The sequence below is a fragment of the Streptomyces sp. AC550_RSS872 genome (assembly GCF_019049285.1).
Classification (GTDB): Bacteria; Actinomycetota; Actinomycetes; order Streptomycetales; family Streptomycetaceae; genus Streptomyces.
This window is the reverse complement of the sequence record NZ_JAGMUL010000026.1, coordinates 156,635-174,385: the sequence shown is the minus strand read 5'-3', so window position 1 is coordinate 174,385 and position 17,751 is coordinate 156,635. Positions and strand designations below refer to the sequence as shown.

Below are 17,751 nucleotides of genomic sequence, written 5' to 3'. Positions count from 1 at the left end.
GGAGGGAGAGAACGGAGGGGGAAGCGAGGGAGGAGGCGAGGGTCGGGAGGCGAGGTTCGGGGGCGTGGGACGGGAGGTGAGGGCGTGCGGATGGAAGCGCTTTCCGAGGTGGGCGCTACCTAAGGTACGCGAGCCCGGGATGCACCCCGGTATAGCCCTCGACCAGCCTGCGGGCGACGTTCACCGAGTCGACCAGCGGGTGCAGGGCGAAGGCCTTCACCGCCGTGGCCCGGGCACCCGACTCGGCGGCGGCCAGCACCTCCCGCTCGACCGCCTTGACCGAGCAGACGAGGCCGGTGGCGTGGTCGGGCAGCGGGGCGACGGCGACCGGGTGGGCCCCGTTGGCGTCGACCAGGCAGGGCACCTCGATCACGGCGTCGGAGTCGAGCACCGACAGCGTGCTCCGGTTGCGGACGTTGAGGATCAGGGTCGTGCGCTCGTCACGGGCGATGGCCCGCATCAGCGCGAGCGCCACCTTCTCGTAGCCGCCGGACAGGTCGTCGGCGTCGCGCTCGCCGGCGCCGGCCGTCTCCCGGTTCTCGGACATGTAGGTGGCCTCCCGCTCGGCGCGGGTGCGGTCCCAGATCTCCAGGGCGGAGGCGTCCGACCGCTCGACCTCGCGGTAGAAGTGCGCCTGCTGGTCGGCGAGGAAGGCGCCGCGGGTCTTCTCCGCCTGCTGGTAGGCGCGGACGGCCTCGCGGTTGAAGTAGTAGTAGTGCAGGTACTCGTTGGGGATGGCGCCGAGGGACTGGAGCCAGTCGACGCCGAAGAGCTTGCCCTCCTCGAAGGAGCCGAGCAGGTCGGGGTCGGCGAGCAGGCGCGGCAGTTCGTCGCGGCCGGCGACGCGCAGGCCGCGCACCCAGCCGAGGTGGTTGAGGCCGACGTAGTCGATCCACGCCTCGCCGGGGTTCTTCACGCCGAGCACGCGGGCGATACGGCGGCCGAGGCCGACCGGCGAGTCGCAGATGCCGATGACGCGGTCGCCGAGGTGGCGGGACATGGCCTCGGTGACCAGGCCGGCCGGGTTGGTGAAGTTGATGACCCAGGCGTCCGGCGCGAGGCGGGCGACGCGCCGGGCGATGTCGACGGCGACCGGGACGGTCCGCAGGCCGTAGGCGATGCCGCCCGCGCCGACCGTCTCCTGGCCGAGGACACCCTCCGCGAGGGCGACCCGCTCGTCGTTCGCCCGGCCTTCGAGGCCCCCGACGCGGATCGCCGAGAAGACGAAGTCGGCGCCGCGCAGCGCCTCGTCCAGGTCGGTCGTGGCGGTCACCTCGGGCGCGTCCGGCACCCCGGCCGCCTGCTCGGCGAGGACGCGGGTCACCGCCCTCAGACGGCCGGCGTCCAGGTCGTGCAGCACGACCTGGGTGACCCGGCCCTCGGCGCGGTCCGCCAGGAGCGCCCCGTACACGAGCGGCACGCGGAATCCGCCGCCGCCCAGCATCGTCAGTTTCACACCTGCACCTTTCCTGCCACGACCACCTCGACGCCGGCCTCCTCCAGGGAGGACCGGGTCGCCGCGTCGACCGGCGCGTTCGTCACCACCACGTCCAGGTCGTCCGGACCGCACACCTTCGCCATCCCCGTGCCCGGGAACTTCGCCGCGTCGGCGAGCAGGACGACCTTCTCGCCGGCCTTGATCATGGCCCGCTTGACCGGCACCTCGACGACCGTCGTGTCCATCACCTGACCGCCCGGCCGCACTCCACTGGTGCCCAGGAACAGCCAGTCGGCATGCAGCTGGCGCAGATTGTCCTCGGTGAGGAAGCCGACCAGGGAGCGGTACTCACGGCGGACCATGCCGCCGAGCAGCACCAGCTCGATGCCCTCGTCGTCGGCGAGCTCCTCGTAGACCACCAGATTGCTGGTGATCACGGTGAGGCGGCGGCCGTGCAGCTGGCGGGCCAGCCGGAAGGCGGTGGTGCCGATGTCGAGCAGCACCGACTGACCATCTTCGATCATCGCGGCGGCGTGCGCGGCTATGGCGTCCTTCTCGGGCACGCGCATCTCGGCGACCTCGGCGAAGGGCTGGTCGCCCTCCTCCACGACCGCCCCGCCGTGCACCCGCGTGAGCAGCCCGTCCTCCTCGAGTTTGACCAGGTCACGCCTGATCGTGGCGGGGCTCACACCCAGCTGTTCGGAGAGATCGGTCACGGCCGCGGGGCCACCGGCGCGCAGGGCCCGCAGGATGAGTTGGTGTCGTCGTTCTGCCAGCACGACGTGAACACTACTCGTCATCTTCAATCATCGCCATGCTCATTTCTGCTCGGGTATTGACCAATCTCCCCGATCGGCGCACGATTCCGCTCACCGAAATGAAGAGTTTTGACGAGAGGACGTTGCGGTGGACGACGACCGGCCCGATGTGCTGCTGACCGGGCTGCTCTTCTACGACCTCGTCCTCACGGGGCTCGGGAAGCCGCCGACCCCGGGCGAGGAGATCTGGACCGGCGGCATGGGCTGCGGCCCGGGCGGCATCGCCAACCTGGCGGTGGCCGCCGCCCGCTTCGGCCTGAGGACCTCGCTGGCCACGGTGTTCGGCGACGACCTCTACGGCGAGTACTGCCGGGACGTCCTGTGCGACCAGGAGGACATCGACCTCTCGCTCTCCCGCACGGCGGACGGCTGGCCCACCCCGGTCACCGTCTCCCTCGCCTACGCCCACGACCGGGCCCTCGTCACCCACGGCCAGGAGCCCCCGTACTCGCAGGACGCGCTGATGGGCGACCCGCCCGAGGCACGCACGGCCCTCGTGCACATCGAGGCCGAACCCCGTGAGTGGCTCGCCAAGGCCGCCGCGAACGGCACCCGGATCTACGCCGACGTCGGCTGGGACCCCACCCAGCAGTGGTCCACCGGCCTCCTCGAACAGCTCCGCCTGTGCCATGCCTTCCTCCCCAACGAGACCGAGGCGATGGCCTACACCCGCACCGACAGCGCGGTCGCGGCCCTGTGGACGCTCAGCGAGTTGGTGCCGGTGGCCGTGGTCACGCGCGGCGGGGACGGCGCGGTCGCCGTCGACCAGACCACCGGCGAGTACGCGGAGGTGTCCGCCCTGGACGTCGACGTCCTCGACGCGACGGGCGCCGGGGACGTGTTCGGGGCGAGCTTCGTAGCGGCCTCGCTGGCCGGCTGGCCACTGGAGGAACGGCTGAGGTTCGCCGTCCTGTCCGCCGGCCTGTCGGTCCAGCGGCACGGCGGTGCCCTGGCCGCCCCCGGCTGGTACGGCGTCGACCGCTGGTGGCGCTCCCTGACCGACCCCGAGCTGAAGCTGGCGTACGGCTTCCTGGCGGACCGGCTCCCCCACCGTCCGGGGCCGCCCGTCGCGTACGCCCCCGTGACCCCGCCCGCGCGGCAGAACTGACCTCCCCCCACGCCCCTCTCATGCGAAGTCCCGAAAAGATCCGAAAGGCGGTGGGAGCTGTGCGGCTCTCACGAAGAGGCCTGCTCCGCGCGGGCCTGGCCGGTACGGCCGCCACGGCGCTCGGCGGCCTGGCGTCCGGCTGTGCCGTTCCGACCGGCTCGACCGGCCGGAACATGGTCCTGTGGTACTGGAGCGGCGGACTGAGCGACACGGTCGTCAAGAACGCCAAGGCGCGTTACGACAGCTCCGTGGACCTGGACGCCATCCAGATCGGCGGCCAGTACCGCTCCAAGCTCATCACCACCATCACCGGCCGGGCCCACATCCCCGACATCGCGGGGCTGAAGGGCGAGGACATGGCCGCCTACCTGCCGAACGCGGACCAGTTCATCGACCTGCGGACGCTGGGCGCGGAGAAGTACCGGAGCCAGTACCTGCCCTGGAAGTGGGACCAGGGCATCGCCGACGACGGCACGATGGTCGGCTTCCCGATCGACTGCGGGCCGGTCGCGCACTACTACCAGTACGAGATCTTCCGCAGGGCCGGGCTGCCGTACGAGCCCGACGACGTGACGAACGAACTGAACACCTGGGAGAAGTTCTTCGACGCGGGTGTGCAGCTCGGCAGGCGCGTGCCGCACGCAAAACTCCTCACCGACGTCAACTCGGTCTTCGAGAACGTCGTGCAGCAGGGTGCGAAGCGATACGTCGACAAGGACCGCCACTTCATCGGCGACCAGGAGCATGTGCGCCGGGCCTGGGCACTCGCCGTTGAGGCCAAGCGGCGCGGGATCGTCTCGGACCTGGTCAGCGGCACCCCGGACCAGCAGTCGGCCGTCCAGGACGGCAAGCTGCCCAGCCAGTTGAACGCCTCCTGGGCCTCCTTCGACATCAAGAACGGCGTACCGAAGACCAAGGGCAAGTGGCGGGTGGCGCAGATGCCGGTGCGGCCCGCCAACAGCGGCGGCTCGTTCCTGTCGGTCACCAAGGCGTGCCGGGAGCCCGAGCAGGCCTTCGAGATCATCACCTGGATCCTCAACGCGGCCAACCAGGCGCAGGGTTACGTCGACGCGGGACTCTTCCCCTCAACGCCCGCCTCGTACGGCCTGAAGCAGATGCAGGAGCCGGACGACTTCTTCGGCGGCCAGGTCACGACCGACGTCTTCGGGCCCGCCGCGCAGAAGATCGCGGTCGCCTACAACAGCCCGTTCGACATCGCGCTCGGGCAGCCCCTCAAGGACGAGATCAAGAACGTCGGCGTCCTCGGCAAGGACCCGAAGAAGGCCTGGAGTGACGCCATGAGCAAATGCCGTCGCATCGCGAAGCACCTGGGGGTGAGCTACTGATGGCCGTCCTGGAGCAGACCCCGCCCGCGGTGGCACAGCCCTCGCCCACGCAGCCCAAGAAGGGCCTGCGCAAGTACTGGCACCTCTACGCCGCGATCTCCCCCTTCTACCTGATCTTCCTCGGCTTCGGCCTCTTCCCGGTCGGCTTCTCGCTCTATCTGTCCTTTCACCGCTGGGACGGCCTCGGCTCCATGGAGTGGGCCGGGCTCTCGCAGTACCAGTACCTGCTGAGCGACGGCGACTTCTGGAACTCGATCGGCAACACGGTCATCATCTGGGCGCTGGCCACCTTTCCCATGATCCTCCTGGCGATGGTCACGGCCGTGATGCTCAACTCCGCGGTCCGGTTCAAGGGCCTGTACCGCGTCGCGTACTTCCTGCCGAACGTCACCTCGGTCGTCGCCATCGCCATCGTCTTCGGCTCGATCTTCTCCACCAACGCCGGCATGGTGAACGCCGTCCTGCACGCGGTGGGGATCGACCAGGTGGCCTGGCTGAACACGCCCTGGGGCATCAAGGTCACCATCGCGGCCCTGATGACCTGGCAGTGGACCGGCTACAACGCCATCATCTTCCTCGCCGGGCTCCAGACCATCCCCAGCGACCTGTACGAGGCGGCGCGCATGGACGGCGCCGGACCGATCCAGACCTTCTTCCGGATCACGCTGCCGCTGCTGCGGCCCACCCTGCTGTTCGTGCTCGTCGTCTCGACGGTCACCGGCCTTCAGAGCTTCTCCGAACCACAGGTCCTGCTCCAGACCTCGTCCAACGACTCGACGTTCGCGGGCGGTCCGGGCCACTCGGGCCAGACGATGGTCCTCTACTTCTTCCAGCAGACCTTCGACAACAACGACTTCGGGTACGGCGCCGCGGTGGCGTGGGGCATCTTCCTCGTCGTGGTCCTGTTCTCGATCATCAACTGGCGCCTCGTGCAGCGCCGCGGCGACTAGGAAGGGCGCGCATCATGGCATCCATCAAGGGGTCCCGCCGCAGAGGGATCGCGCTGCACCTCCCGCTGATCACCGGCACGGTGATCTCGGCCTTCCCGTTCTACTGGGCCGTGATCATGTCGACGCACAGTTCCGCGGAGATCTTCTCGTACCCGCCGAAGCTGCTCCCCGGCACGCACTTCCTGGAGAACGTCCGGGGCCTGTTCGACGCCATCGACTTCTTCGGGTCGATGTGGAACTCGCTGCTGGTCGCGACGGCGGTGACGTTCCTGGTCCTGCTCTTCGACTCCCTGGCGGCCTTCGTCTTCGCCAAGTTCGAGTTCCCGGGCAAGGGGCTGCTGTTCGGGCTGCTCATGGTCATCTTCATGGTGCCGGCGCAGCTGTCGGTCATCCCGCAGTTCGTCCTCATGGCGAAGATCGGCTGGATCGGCTCGATGACCGCGCTGATCGTGCCGGCCGCGGCCAACGCCTTCGGCATCTTCTGGATGCGCCAGTACATGAAGACGGCCATCCACGACGAGCTGCTCGACGCCTCCAAGCTCGACGGCGCGAACTTCCTGCGCCAGTACTGGCACGTGGCGCTGCCGGTGGTCCGCCCCGGCCTCGCCTTCCTCGGCATCTTCACCTTCATGGGCCAGTGGAACGACTTCGCCTGGCCCCTGATCGCCCTCACCAACCCCGACAACGTGACCCTCCAGGTCGCGCTGTCCCAGCTCAACGGCACCCACGGCACCACCGACTACGGCATCGTGATGACCGGCGCACTGCTCGCCCTCGTCCCGCTGCTGATCGTGTTCGCGGTCGGCGCGAAGCAGATCATCGGCGACCTCGCGAAGGGAGCCGTCCGCGGATGACCGGCGATCCGCTGCTGGCCCTGCGCCCCTGGGAGGCACCCGAGGTGACCTCCTGGGGGCGACTCCCCATGAACGCCGTCGACCGGCGCACCGGAGCACTCCCCCTGGACGGCGACTGGCGCTTTCGGTTGCTGTCCGCTCCGGACGCGCCGGTCGGCGGTGCCTGGTCGACGTCGCACGTCCCCGGCGTCTGGACCATGCAGGGCACCGACGACCTCCCGCAGTACACCAACGTCCGGATGCCGTTCGCCGAGTTCCCGCCCGGCTCCCCTTCGGCGAATCCGACGGGCGTGTACGAGCGTGAGGTGGACGTCCCCGGCGACTGGGCCGGACGCCGGATCGTGCTCCAGGTGGGGGCCGCGGAGAGCGTGCTGGTGGTGCACGTGGACGGACGGCCGGTGGGCGTCTCCAAGGACTCGCACCTGGCGGCCGAGTTCGATCTGACGCCGGTCGTGCGGCCCGGCGCGCAGGCCACCGTGAGGCTCACGGTCGTCAAGTGGTCCGACGCCTCGCACATCGAGGACCAGGACCAGTGGTGGCACGGCGGGATCACCCGCTCGGTGCTGCTGTACGCGACGGACCCGCTGCACCTCGCGGACGTGACCGTGCGGGCCCGGTACAGCGGCGAGCTGCGGGTGGAGTGCCGGGTCCGGGACACGGGCGGTGCGCTGCCCCAGGGGTGGTACGTCACGGGGGACCTGGACGGGCAGCCGCTCGCGCAGGACGCGGAGTACGACCGCGCCAACATCGAGGACGAACGCGTCTCCGACTTCCTCGGCGAGGCACGGCTGCTGACCACCGTCCCCGAGGTGCGCACCTGGAACGCGGAGACGCCCGAGCTGTACGACCTCACCGTGCGCCTGCACCGCGCCGACGGCACGGTCGCCGACACCTCCCGGCACCGGATCGGCTTCCGGGACGTCGAGATCGTCGGCCGGGACCTGCTGGTCAACGGCGAGCGGGTCTTCATCCGGGGCGTCAACCGGCACGACTTCCATCCCCTGACCGGCCGGACGGTGTCGTTCGACGACATGCGCGCCGACCTGGTCCTGCTCAAGCGGTTCGGCTTCAACGCGATCCGCACCGCCCACTACCCGAACGACCCGACGCTGTACGACCTCGCCGACGAGCTCGGGTTCTACGTGGTCGACGAGGCGGACATCGAATCCCACGACCACGCCCATGAGATCGCCGACGACCCGCGCTATCTGAACGCCTTCGTGGACCGGGTCTCGCGGATGGTGCTGCGGGACAAGAACCATCCGTCGGTGATCATCTGGTCGCTGGGCAACGAGTCCGACTACGGCGCGGGCCACGACGCCGCGGCGGGCTGGGTGCGCCGGCACGACCCGACGCGGCCGATCCAGTACGAGGGCGCGGCCAAGCTCGGCTGGGCGGACCCGGGCCTCGCCTCCGACATCGCGTGCCCGATGTACGCCCCGCTGGAGGACTGCGTCGCGCATGCCCTCTCCGGAGAGCAGACCAGGCCGCTCATCCAGTGCGAGTACTCGCACGCCATGGGCAACAGCAACGGCACGCTGGCCGACCACTGGGCTGCCATCGAGGCCACCCCAGGTCTTCAGGGCGGGTTCATCTGGGAGTTCTGGGACCACGGGATCCTGCAACGCGTGAGCGACGGAAGACCGGCCGGGCGTGGGGGCGCCGGGCTCTACGACAACGGTGTCGCCGCGCCCGGGTACCGCTGGGCGTACGGCGGTGACTTCGGCGAGACGATCCATGACGGCGCGTTCATCGCGGACGGCGTGGTGTTTCCCGACCGCACGCCCAAACCGGCTCTGTACGAGCACCGGGAGATCGCGGCGCCGGTGCGCATCGAGTGCTTCCGGCACGAGGGCGTCGTCCTGACCAACCACCAGCACTTCCGCGGCTTCGACTGGCTGGCCGCCGTGTGGGAGCTGTCGCTGGCGGACGGACGCACCCTGACCGCGCCGGCCGAACTGCCCGAGCTGTGCCCGGGTGAGACGGCGGCGGTGCCGCTGCCGTTCGCGCTGCCGGAGGACGGCGGCGAGGCGTGGCTGACGCTGCGGGTGACGACGGCGCGGGACCTGCCGTGGGCGCCGCGCGGCACGGAGGTGTGCGTGCCGCAGGTGCGGCTGCGCGGGCCCGCCCCGGTCGATGTCGCTGCCGTGACCCGGCAGGTCGAGGTCGACGGCGAGGGTCTCCTCGTCCACCCGCTGCTGACGGTGGCACCCACCCTGTCTCTGTGGCGGGCGCCCACCGACAACGACGAGTTGGGCGGCATGGCGCGGCGCTGGCGGAGCTGGGGCCTCGACGCGCTGGTGCGCAAGGTCGTGTCCGTGCGGGAGGACGCCGGACAGGTGACCGTGCGGGCCGAGTACGCGGGCGCGGCCGGAGTCGTACGGCACCGGCAGGTGTTCACACCCGTCGAAGGCGGCGTCCGCGTCGAGGAGGAGGCCGAGGTGCCGGAGGCCTTCGACGACGTGGCGCGGGTCGGTACGGTCTTCGAGACGGTCGCGGGACTCGACCTGCTGGAGTGGTTCGGGCAGGGGCCCTGGGAGTCGTATCCCGACCGCCGCGCGGGCGCGCCCGTCGGCCATCACTCGGTCCCCGTCGACGAGTTGTTCACCCCTTACCTGCGCCCCCAGGAGAGCGGCGGCCGACACGGCGTACGGCGGTTCACGCTGTCCGCACCGGACGCCACCGGCCTCACGGTCGCGCTGGACGAGCCGCGCCAGGTCTCCGTCACCCGATACCGCGCCGAGGACCTGACCGCCGCCACGCACCACGACGAACTGGTGCCGCGCCCCGGCTGTGTCGTCCATCTCGACGCGGCGCACCGGGGGCTCGGCACGGCGTCGTGCGGCCCCGACACCTTCCCCTCGTATCGCGTCGCACCGGGCATCCATCGCTGGAGCTGGACCCTGCGCGTCCTTTGACCTCTCTCGCTCTCCCTCTCTCCATGGAGCACCCATGTGTACTTCGCCTGCCCACGACCAGGGCGAGGCCGCGCAGGCCGCCGCCGGAAGACGCGGTTTTCTGCGGGCCACGGCGCTGATCGGCGCCGCCGCCACCGCCTCGGTCGCCATGCCGGCCCTCGCCGAGGCCACGCCCGCCGGGGCCACGGCCTCCGGCTGGCGGCCCGACCCGGACAGCCGTCGCTTCACGCTCGCCGTGATGCCCGACACCCAGTACCTCTTCGACGGGCCGAGCATCGACAAGGCACCGGTCGAGGCGTCCCTGCGGTATCTGCTGGAGCACGGCCGCAAGGAGAACATCGTCTTCCTGTCGCACCTCGGCGACCTCACCCAGAACGGTACCCAGCCCGAAGTCGCCGCGATCAGCGAGGCGTTCCGGCTCCTGGACCGGCGGGGCGTGGGCTACAGCGTCCTCGCCGGCAACCACGACGTGAAGTCGTCCACCGACGACCAGCGCGGTGCGACGCCGTATCTGGACGCCTTCGGGCCGAAGCGGTTCCAGGGGAAGAAGACCTTCGGGGGCGCCTCCCCCGACGGCTACAACAGCTTCCACCTGTTCAGGGCCGCCGGACGTGAGTGGATGGTGCTCGCGCTGGACTGGCGGCTGTCGGCGAAGGGGTACGCGTGGGCGAAGGACGTCCTGGCCCGGCACCCGAAGACGCCGGTCGTCCTCACCACCCATGAGCTGGTCGTCGAGGACGACTCGCTGTCGGCGTACGGACAGCAGCTGTGGGACCAGCTCATCGAGGAGCACGACCAGATCTTCCTCACCCTCAACGGCCACTACTGGCCCGCAGGCCGGGCGACCCGCAAGAACGCGGCGGGCAACGACGTCCATCTGCATCTGACGAACTACCAGAACCGCTACTTCGGCGGCGCGGCGATGATCCGCCTGTACCGCTTCGACCTCGACCGGAACGTCATCGACGTGGAGACGGTCTCCCCGTGGATCCTCGGCCGGGCCGCCAAGGGCCTCAACGAGCTGGAACGGCAGGAGATCGAACTCAGCGGTGACGCCGACCGGTTCAGCGTCGGGATCGACTTCGCCGACCGGTTCTCCGGCTTCGCCCCGGTGCCGACCCGCCCGGCGCGCCCCGCGTCGCGGCTGCTGATCCCGGGCACGGTGGCGTACTGGCGCTTCGAGCAGCCGGTGGAGGGCGCCACGGTCCGTGATCTGTCCGGGCGCGGCAACGACCTCTCCCTCGTCTCGGTCGGCGGCGGCAAGCTCGCCTGGTCGGCCGACCACCACCCCGACCAGCCCGGTCACGGCAGCCTGGAGTTCCAGGGCGACAAGTCGCCGCTGAAGGGCGCGTATCTGCGCACGGTCGACGGGGCACCGCTCAACTCGGCGACATTCAGGGACGGTTACACCATCGAGGCGTTCTACCGCCTCCCCGCCGACTGGGACCCCGATCACCACGCCTGGTCCGGCCTGGTGAGCCGGACCGGCACGGGCGGCGCCGCCGGGAAGACCGCCGACGACCCCGACGAGCCGCTCGCCACGCTCTCCCTGTCGAACGACCGGGAGCCGCAGTGGGCGATGCGCCCGCTGAACCAGGAGGGCATCGCCACCAACTGGGCCCAGGAGACGCCGCTGGAGACCTGGTGGCACCTGGCGGTCGTCAACGACGGCGAGCACACCACGATGTATGTCGAGGGCTGCCCGGTGGTCCGCAATCCGAAGGCACGCTCGACCGGCATCACCTCCGTCGGGCTGCCGTGGCTGCTCGGCGGATACGAGTACGGCGGGAAGATCGACCAGATCCTGCACGGCCGTCTCGGCGACGTCCGGATCGCCGCGCGGGCGCTGCCCGTCAAGTCCTTCATGAACCACTGACCTTCAGGAGGACCACCACCATGACCGAGCAGCAGCTGCCCACCTGGGCCGACCCTTCCGTCTCCCCCGCCGACCTCGACCCGCAGGGCGTCTCCAGACGCGGGCTCCTGCGCCGCGCGGGTCTGTTCGGCGCCGCGTTCGCGCTCGGCGGCGCGGCGGTACCCGCGGTGGCGGCACCGGCTCCGGCCGCCTCCGGCCGGCGTCCGGGCGGCGAAGACCCGCGCCTCGCCTACCTCGTGGGCGACCACCACATCCACTCCGTCTACAGTCACGACGCCAAGTACACGTTCTCCCAACTGGCCGCCGCGAGCGCCGAGTTCGGCCTGGACTGGATGGTGTTCACCGAGCACTCCAACTTCGGGCACGCCAGGTTCGGCGCCGCGCTGGAGCACGAGGAGATCCGCAGAGCGCGCGCCGAGAACCCGCGCCAGCTGATCTTCCAGGGCCTGGAGTGGTACATCCCGGCCGCCGAGCACTGCACGGTCTTCACGGCGCCCGGCGCGCACGAGGTCGACCTCCTCACGCGGTTCGAGAGCGCCTACGACGGCAAGCTGCTCGGCTACGACAAGGGCGGCGCGGCCGACGCGGACACCGCCCGCAACGAGGCCCATGCGGTCAAGGCCCTCAAGTGGCTGGCCGAGCAGCGCCGCACGGGCTACGTGGACGACGTCCTCGTCCTCGCCAACCACCCGATGCGCCTCGGCATCGACTCCCCGCACGAGATGCGGGCCTGGCGGGACGCGGCCCCCGAGATCATGATCGGCATGGAGGGCGCCCCCGGCGCCCAGGGCGCGGCCATCCCCGGCTGGCGCGGAAAGACCTCGATCCGCGGCGAGTACGAGAACAAGCCGTCGGCGCAGTCGTGGGCCGGCTACCCGGCGGACGCGTATCTGACCTACGGCGGCTTCGACTGGGCGACCGCGACGGTCGGCGGTCTGTGGGACTCGATGCTGGCGGAGGGCCGCCTGTTCTCGATCACCACGAACTCCGACGCGCACCGCATCGTCTTCGACACCTGGAAGAACGGCGACTGGCCGGCGGGCCAGAACTTCGACACCACCGGCAAACTGCCCGACCCGGTGAACACCACCACCCCGCAGCCGGGCAGCGACTTCTGGCCGGGCCAGTTCAGCCGCACCCACGTCGGGGTGACCCGCTACGGCTACCGCGCGGTGATGGCGGGTCTGCGCGCGGGCCGGGTCTGGCTGGACCACGGGCATCTGCTCGACGGCCTCGACGTGCGCCTCAAGCGGGACTGCGACCACGGCCGGGGTGTCACGCTGGGCGGCCGGCTGCGGGTGCGCAAGGGCGAGAAGCTCACGCTGAACGTGACGGTCACGACCGCCTCCCGGCCCAACCCCCAGGGAATCCTGCCGGAGTTGGCGCACGTGGACGTCGTCCGGGGCACGGTGCGCGGCCCGGTGACCGACCGGGACACCTGGCAGGCCCCCGACACCAGGGTCGTGCGGACGACGGACGTGAGCGGCCGCAAGGGGACGTACACCCTGCGCATCCCGCTGACCGCCGGGGACGAGTCCTTCTATGTGCGGCTGCGCGGCAGCGACGGCAACCGCAACGGGACCGGCTACCTCGGTGCCTCGGTCGACCCGCACGGGCCGATCCCGCACGCGCCCGGAGACGGTGACCCGTGGGCGGATACGTGGTTCTATTCGAACCCGGTATTCGTCGACGTGGCAGGAGCCTGATGAAACGTCATCTCAGCACCCTCGCTTGCTTATTGGGCGCACTCACCCTCGGCGCGGGGACGGCGTCCGCCGCCGGTGCCCCGCGCTGGGCCGAGACCGGCACGGCGTACACGGACACGCTCGGCGGCGGACAGGGTCTGGCGAGCCGCGCGGACGGCTCACTGCTGTACCGCGGGCTCGCCTCCATCCCACTGGACCTGCGCATCAAGGGCTGGAACCACGTCGGCGACCCGGACATCGCCCGCGGCCACCTCTTCGACGCCTATCAGGGCCCGGACACGGCCGCGTCCAAGATGTTCGCGGTGACGACCCCGGCCGGGAAGCGCTACGAGTACGTCCACCGGCTCAACCCGGGCGAGAAGCTGAACAACTCCTTCGCCACGGTCTCGCCCGACGGGCAGTGGCTGGTGTCGGGCGAGTGGGGTGAGCAGCGAAGACTCCAGGTGTTCCCCGCACCCCTGCTGAACCCCTCCACACCGCAGTCCGGCGGCGACCTGAAGGAGGCCTGGCAGATCACCCTGGACAGACCCGTACGCGACATCCAGGGCTGCGACTTCGTCACGGACACCCGCCTGGTGTGCGCCTCGAACGACGCCTCGGGAACGCTCTTCACGGAGATCCGCCCGCTCCTCCAGGTCGACCTGCCGCGCAAGGTGGACGGTCAGCCGATGACGGGCTCGGTGACGAGCCTGTTCGCGCTGCCGCAGCGAAGCGTGTGCACGGGCAGCTTCGGCACCTTCGAGACGGAGGGCGTCGACTACGACGTGAACAGCGGCACCCTGCGCGCCCAGATGATCCCGCCCGGGGTGTGTGCGGCGGGGACGGCTGTGTACTCGTACCGGCAGGGCTGAGGGTCAGGCGTAGAACCGGGACAGGCTCTGTAGCACCGCCGCCGGCTTCCCGCCGCCCTCGATCTCGATGGTCCCGTCGACGGTGATCTGCACCCCGCCCGGCACCTCCTCGACCTCCGCCAGCTTCCCGACCAGCCGTATGCGGGAGCCGACCTTCACCGGGGAGGGGAAACGCACCTTGTTCAGGCCGTAGTTGACCTTGGTGGTGACGCCCTGGACGTCCAACAGCTCGGTGAACAGGGGGATGAAGAGGGAGAGGGTGAGGTAGCCGTGGGCGATGGGGGCGCCGAACGGACCCTCGGCCGCCTTCTGCGGGTCCACGTGGATCCACTGGTGGTCGCCGGTGGCGTCGGCGAAGGTGTTGATGCGCTCCTGGGTGACCTCGATCCACTCGCTGGTGCCGAGGTCGCTGCCCACGAGCTTCTTCAGTTCGTCGAGGCCGTTCACGGTGATGCTCATGGGGTTCCTTAACTGTTGCCGTACCGGGTACGGACTCGGGACTTGAGGAGTTTTCCTGAGGCGGTGCGCGGGAGCTCGTCCGCGACGACCACCGATTTCGGGATCTTGTACTTGGCGAGGCGGCCGGCGAGGGACGCGAGGATCGCGTCGGGGTCGGGCGCGGTGCCCTCGCGGGGGACGACGACCGCGCGCGGCACCTCGCCCCACTTCTCGTCCGGCACCCCGATCACCGCGCACTCGACGATGTCCGGGTGGGCGAGGAGCAGGTCCTCGATCTCGGCGGGGTAGATGTTCTCGCCGCCGGAGATGATCATGTCCTTGATGCGGTCGACGATGAAGACATAGCCGTCCTCGTCGATCCGGGCCGCGTCCCCGCTGCGGAACCAGCCGTCCGCGAAGGAGGCGGCCGTCTCCTCGGGCAGCCCCCAGTAGCCGGGCATGACGTGCGGGCCGCGGACCACGACCTCGCCGGTCTCGCCCACGTCGACCGGCGCCAGATCCGGCCGTACGACGCGGACGTCGCTGAAGAAGTGCGGTACGCCCGCCGAACCGGCCTTGCTCACCGCGTGTTCGGCGTCCAGGAACAGGGTGCCGGGTGCGGCCTCCGTCATGCCGTAGCCCTGGAGGAACGTCAGCCGGCGTTCCTGGTAGGCGGCGATGAGCGGGGTGGGGACCGGGGAGCCGCCGCACGTCAGGATGCGGAGGGACGACAGGTCGGCCTCGGGCCAGCGGGGGTGGCGGGCGATCTGGTCGAACATGGTCGGCACGCCGAACATGAAGGTGATCCGGTGCCGTTCGACCAGGTCGAAGGTGGCGTCCGGGTCGAAGGCCTCGACCAGGACACAGGTGCCGCCCTTGAGGAGGACCGGGAGCGTCAGCATGTTCAGGCCGGCCGTGTGGAACAACGGGGCTGACACAAGCGCACGTTCGTCGGCGATCAGGTCGGTGTCGACGAGGACGTTGATCGCGTTCCAGATGATGTTGCCGTGGGTGAGCATGGCGCCCTTGGGGCGGCCGGTCGTCCCCGAGGTGTACATGATGATGCAGGTGTCGTCCGGGGTGACCGGTGTGTCGATGGGTTCCTCGGAGGCCGAGGCGAGCGCCTCCTCGTACTCGGCGCCCACTTCGACGTAGATGCGGACGTCCGTGCTGCCCGGCAGTCCGGCCACGAGCCCGGCGTGCGAGGGCCCGTAGACGAGGGCCTTGGCGCCGGAGTCGGCGAGTTGGTAGGCGATCTCGGGGCCGGCCAGACGGGTGTTGAGCGGGACGAAGACCGCGCCGAGCGTGCCGGCCGCGAACAGGGTCTCCAGGTAGGAGGGGTGGTTCGGGCCGAGGTAGGCGATGCGGTCGCCGCGGCGCACGCCCCTGACGCGCAGGGCGTGGGCGAGACGGGTCGTGCGGGTGTGCAGGGTGCGGTAGTCGGTGGACGTCCCGCCGTGGATCAGGGCGGTGCGGTGCGGGGTCTTGCGGGCCCGGCGTGCGGGCCACGACCCCAGTCCCTCGTTGCGCATGTCACGCCCCTTACGGTTTCGTCAGCCCGAGCAGCCGGGCGGCGTTCTCCTTGAGGATCTTCGGCTTGACCTCGTCCTTGATCGACAGCTTCTCGAAGTCGGCGAGCCAGCGGTCGGGGGTGAGGACGGGGAAGTCGGAGCCGAAGAGGACCTTGTCCTTGAGCAGCGTGTTGGCGTACTGCACCAGCTGCGGCGGGAAGTACTTCGGCGACCAGCCGGAGAGGTCGATGTGCACGCCCGGCTTGTGCGTGGCGACGGCGAGCGCCTCGTCCTGCCAGGGGAAGGACGGGTGCGCCAGGATGATCTTCAGATGCGGGAAGTCGGCCGCCACGTCGTCGACGTGGAGGGGGTTGGAGTACTTCAGGCGGATGCCGCCGCCTCCCGGGACCCCCGCCCCGATGCCCGTCTGGCCCGTGTGGAAGAGGGCGATGGTGCCCGTCTCCTCGATCACCTCGTAGAGGTCGTACGCCACCGAGCGGTCGTTGGGGAAGAAGCCCTGGATGCTGGGGTGGAACTTGAAGCCCCGCACTCCGTACTCCTCGACCAGGCGCCTGGCCTGCTTCACGCCCGCCTTGCCCCGGAAGGGGTCGATGGAGGCGAAGGGGATCAGGACGTCCGGGTTGGCGGCGGCGGCCTCGGCGACCTCCTCGTTCGGGACCGGTGGCGTGCCGGTCGCGGACTCGGAGTCGACCGTGAAGATCACGGCTGCCATCTTCCGCTCGCGGTAGTACGCGGCGGTCTCCTCCAGGGTCGGCTTCCGCTTGCCCTCGACCTTGAAGTAGGCGGAGGAGGCGTCGTGCAGGTCGTCGTCCAGGGAGGCATGGCCCTTGGAGGACACCTCCGCGTGGGTGTGGACGTCGATCGCGACGAGGTCGTCGACCTTCATGGACAGGGCCATCACGCCTCCGGGAACTTGGGCGCCGGGATACCGACCGACTGGAGTGCGGCGCCGACCGAGGTGGGCCACACGTCGGCCAGGGTGTCGGGGGTCCAGCCGCCGTCGGCGTAGGCCGCCGCGATCTCCTGCGGATGCGACCAGAGTGCCACCTTGTCGCCGCCGATGCCGATGGCCTGGCCGGTGATGCCCCGGGCGGCCTCGGAGGCGAGGAACGGGACGAGGGCGGCGCAGTCCTCGGGGGTGCCGAAGCCCTCGCCCTTGCGCAGGAAGTCCGGGAACGGCTGCCCGTTCTTCAGGGCCTCGATGTACGGGGCGAAGGCGGGGATGGTCTCGGTCATGGCGGTCGCGGCGACCGGCACGATCGCGTTGACGGTGATGTTCGCGCGGCCCAGCTCCATGGACCAGGTGCGGGCCATGGCGGCGATGCCGGCCTTGGCGGCGGCGTAGTTCGTCTGGCCGAAGTTGCCGCGCTGGCCGGCCGGGGAGCCGACCAGGATCAGGGTGCCGCCCTCGCCCTGCTCGCGCATCCGGACAGCGGCTGCGCGGGCGCAGGTGAAGGTGCCCTTGAGGTGCGTGGTGATCACCGCGTCGAAGTCGTCGTCGGTCATCTTCCACAGGACCTTGTCGCGCAGGATGCCCGCGTTGGTCACCAGGATGTCGAGCCGCCCGAACTCCTCGACCGCGCGGTTCACCAGCCGCTCGGCGGCCTCGGTCGTGCCGACCGGGACGACCTCGGCGACGGCGGTGCCGCCGGCCTCGGTGATGGACTTCACGGCCGCATCGGCCACGGCCTCGTCGACGTCGTTGACGACCACGGAGGCGCCGCGGGCGGCCAGGGCGTGGGCATAGGCGAGGCCGAGGCCCCGGCCGCTGCCGGTGACGACGGCGGCCTTGCCGGTGAGATCGATGCTGGGCACGGGGGGGTCCCTTCGACGTGGGGTGCTTCGACGCGGGGTGCGGCTACGAGATCGACGTTAAGAGCAATAATTGTTGTCGTCAATAGTTGTTGGTGACCTTC

The 17,751-nt window shown here is 70.3% G+C and carries 14 protein-coding genes; 8 read left to right on the top strand and 6 right to left on the bottom strand.

The genetic code is table 11. The features are described from left to right. Positions 1-115 precede the first annotated feature (115 nt). Together KUM44_RS12465 and KUM44_RS12460 are read right to left on the bottom strand one after the other, a co-directional pair. Positions 116-1,456, bottom strand: a complete 1,341-nt coding sequence (locus KUM44_RS12465) for a 6-phospho-beta-glucosidase (protein ID WP_217207889.1) — start codon at positions 1,454-1,456, stop codon at positions 116-118. Continuing rightward, complete coding sequence (locus KUM44_RS12460; RefSeq protein ID WP_217208136.1) at positions 1,453-2,217, bottom strand: DeoR/GlpR family DNA-binding transcription regulator; 765 nt, start codon at positions 2,215-2,217, stop codon at positions 1,453-1,455. Before KUM44_RS12460 ends, KUM44_RS12465 begins: the two co-directional genes overlap by 4 nt. Positions 2,218-2,344: 127 nt before the next feature. Between KUM44_RS12460 and KUM44_RS12455 the strand changes: the two genes are divergently transcribed. The 8 genes from KUM44_RS12455 to KUM44_RS12420 are packed head-to-tail and all read left to right on the top strand — an operon-like array spanning position 2,345 to position 13,865. Continuing rightward, entirely contained in the window at positions 2,345-3,364 is a 1,020-nt protein-coding gene (locus KUM44_RS12455; RefSeq protein ID WP_217207888.1) for a carbohydrate kinase family protein, read from the top strand. 59 nt (positions 3,365-3,423) lie between these two features. Further along, positions 3,424-4,710 carry an ABC transporter substrate-binding protein gene (locus KUM44_RS12450; RefSeq protein ID WP_217208135.1) on the top strand — a complete coding sequence of 429 codons (1,287 nt, stop codon included), beginning with the start codon at positions 3,424-3,426 and terminating at the stop codon, positions 4,708-4,710. Continuing rightward, complete coding sequence (locus KUM44_RS12445; RefSeq protein ID WP_217207887.1) at positions 4,710-5,660, top strand: carbohydrate ABC transporter permease; 951 nt, start codon at positions 4,710-4,712, stop codon at positions 5,658-5,660. Before KUM44_RS12450 ends, KUM44_RS12445 begins: the two co-directional genes overlap by 1 nt. Positions 5,661-5,674: 14 nt before the next feature. Beyond that, positions 5,675-6,514: a carbohydrate ABC transporter permease gene (locus KUM44_RS12440; protein ID WP_217207886.1), complete on the top strand. Its 840-nt coding sequence runs from the start codon at positions 5,675-5,677 to the stop codon at positions 6,512-6,514. Beyond that, positions 6,511-9,432 (top strand): glycoside hydrolase family 2 TIM barrel-domain containing protein, encoded by a 2,922-nt coding sequence (locus KUM44_RS12435; protein WP_217207885.1) that lies wholly within the window; start codon positions 6,511-6,513, stop codon positions 9,430-9,432. The genes KUM44_RS12440 and KUM44_RS12435 overlap by 4 nt, the downstream gene beginning before the upstream one ends. A gap of 34 nt (positions 9,433-9,466) precedes the next feature. After that, entirely contained in the window at positions 9,467-11,308 is a 1,842-nt protein-coding gene (locus KUM44_RS12430) for a LamG-like jellyroll fold domain-containing protein (protein WP_217207884.1), read from the top strand. 20 nt (positions 11,309-11,328) lie between these two features. Further along, positions 11,329-13,014 (top strand): PHP domain-containing protein, encoded by a 1,686-nt coding sequence (locus KUM44_RS12425; RefSeq protein WP_217207883.1) that lies wholly within the window; start codon positions 11,329-11,331, stop codon positions 13,012-13,014. After that, positions 13,014-13,865 (top strand): hypothetical protein, encoded by an 852-nt coding sequence (locus tag KUM44_RS12420; RefSeq protein WP_217207882.1) that lies wholly within the window; start codon positions 13,014-13,016, stop codon positions 13,863-13,865. The genes KUM44_RS12425 and KUM44_RS12420 overlap by 1 nt, the downstream gene beginning before the upstream one ends. Positions 13,866-13,868: 3 nt before the next feature. Here KUM44_RS12420 and KUM44_RS12415 read toward each other — a convergent pair whose 3' ends face one another. The 4 genes from KUM44_RS12415 to KUM44_RS12400 are packed head-to-tail and all read right to left on the bottom strand — an operon-like array spanning position 13,869 to position 17,650. Further along, complete coding sequence (locus KUM44_RS12415; RefSeq protein WP_217207881.1) at positions 13,869-14,324, bottom strand: MaoC family dehydratase; 456 nt, start codon at positions 14,322-14,324, stop codon at positions 13,869-13,871. Positions 14,325-14,332: 8 nt separating this feature from the next. Next, positions 14,333-15,835 (bottom strand): long-chain fatty acid--CoA ligase, encoded by a 1,503-nt coding sequence (locus tag KUM44_RS12410; RefSeq protein WP_217207880.1) that lies wholly within the window; start codon positions 15,833-15,835, stop codon positions 14,333-14,335. Between the two features lie 10 nt (positions 15,836-15,845). Next, complete coding sequence (locus KUM44_RS12405) at positions 15,846-16,721, bottom strand: amidohydrolase family protein (RefSeq protein ID WP_217208134.1); 876 nt, start codon at positions 16,719-16,721, stop codon at positions 15,846-15,848. Positions 16,722-16,732: 11 nt separating this feature from the next. Beyond that, entirely contained in the window at positions 16,733-17,650 is a 918-nt protein-coding gene (locus KUM44_RS12400; protein ID WP_308402592.1) for an SDR family oxidoreductase, read from the bottom strand. Positions 17,651-17,751 lie beyond the last annotated feature (101 nt).

What these genes read in the sequence shown, in the direction of transcription:
- KUM44_RS12445 (WP_217207887.1), top strand. Translation starts at nt 4,710, where the DNA reads ATGGCCGTCCTGGAGCAGACCCCGCCCGCGGTGGCACAGCCCTCGCCC.
- KUM44_RS12440 (WP_217207886.1), top strand. Translation starts at nt 5,675, where the DNA reads ATGGCATCCATCAAGGGGTCCCGCCGCAGAGGGATCGCGCTGCACCTC.
- KUM44_RS12435 (WP_217207885.1), top strand. Translation starts at nt 6,511, where the DNA reads ATGACCGGCGATCCGCTGCTGGCCCTGCGCCCCTGGGAGGCACCCGAG.
- KUM44_RS12430 (WP_217207884.1), top strand. Translation starts at nt 9,467, where the DNA reads ATGTGTACTTCGCCTGCCCACGACCAGGGCGAGGCCGCGCAGGCCGCC.
- KUM44_RS12425 (WP_217207883.1), top strand. Translation starts at nt 11,329, where the DNA reads ATGACCGAGCAGCAGCTGCCCACCTGGGCCGACCCTTCCGTCTCCCCC.
- KUM44_RS12420 (WP_217207882.1), top strand. Translation starts at nt 13,014, where the DNA reads ATGAAACGTCATCTCAGCACCCTCGCTTGCTTATTGGGCGCACTCACC.
- KUM44_RS12415 (WP_217207881.1), bottom strand. Translation starts at nt 14,324, where the DNA reads ATGAGCATCACCGTGAACGGCCTCGACGAACTGAAGAAGCTCGTGGGC.
- KUM44_RS12410 (WP_217207880.1), bottom strand. Translation starts at nt 15,835, where the DNA reads ATGCGCAACGAGGGACTGGGGTCGTGGCCCGCACGCCGGGCCCGCAAG.
- KUM44_RS12405 (WP_217208134.1), bottom strand. Translation starts at nt 16,721, where the DNA reads ATGAAGGTCGACGACCTCGTCGCGATCGACGTCCACACCCACGCGGAG.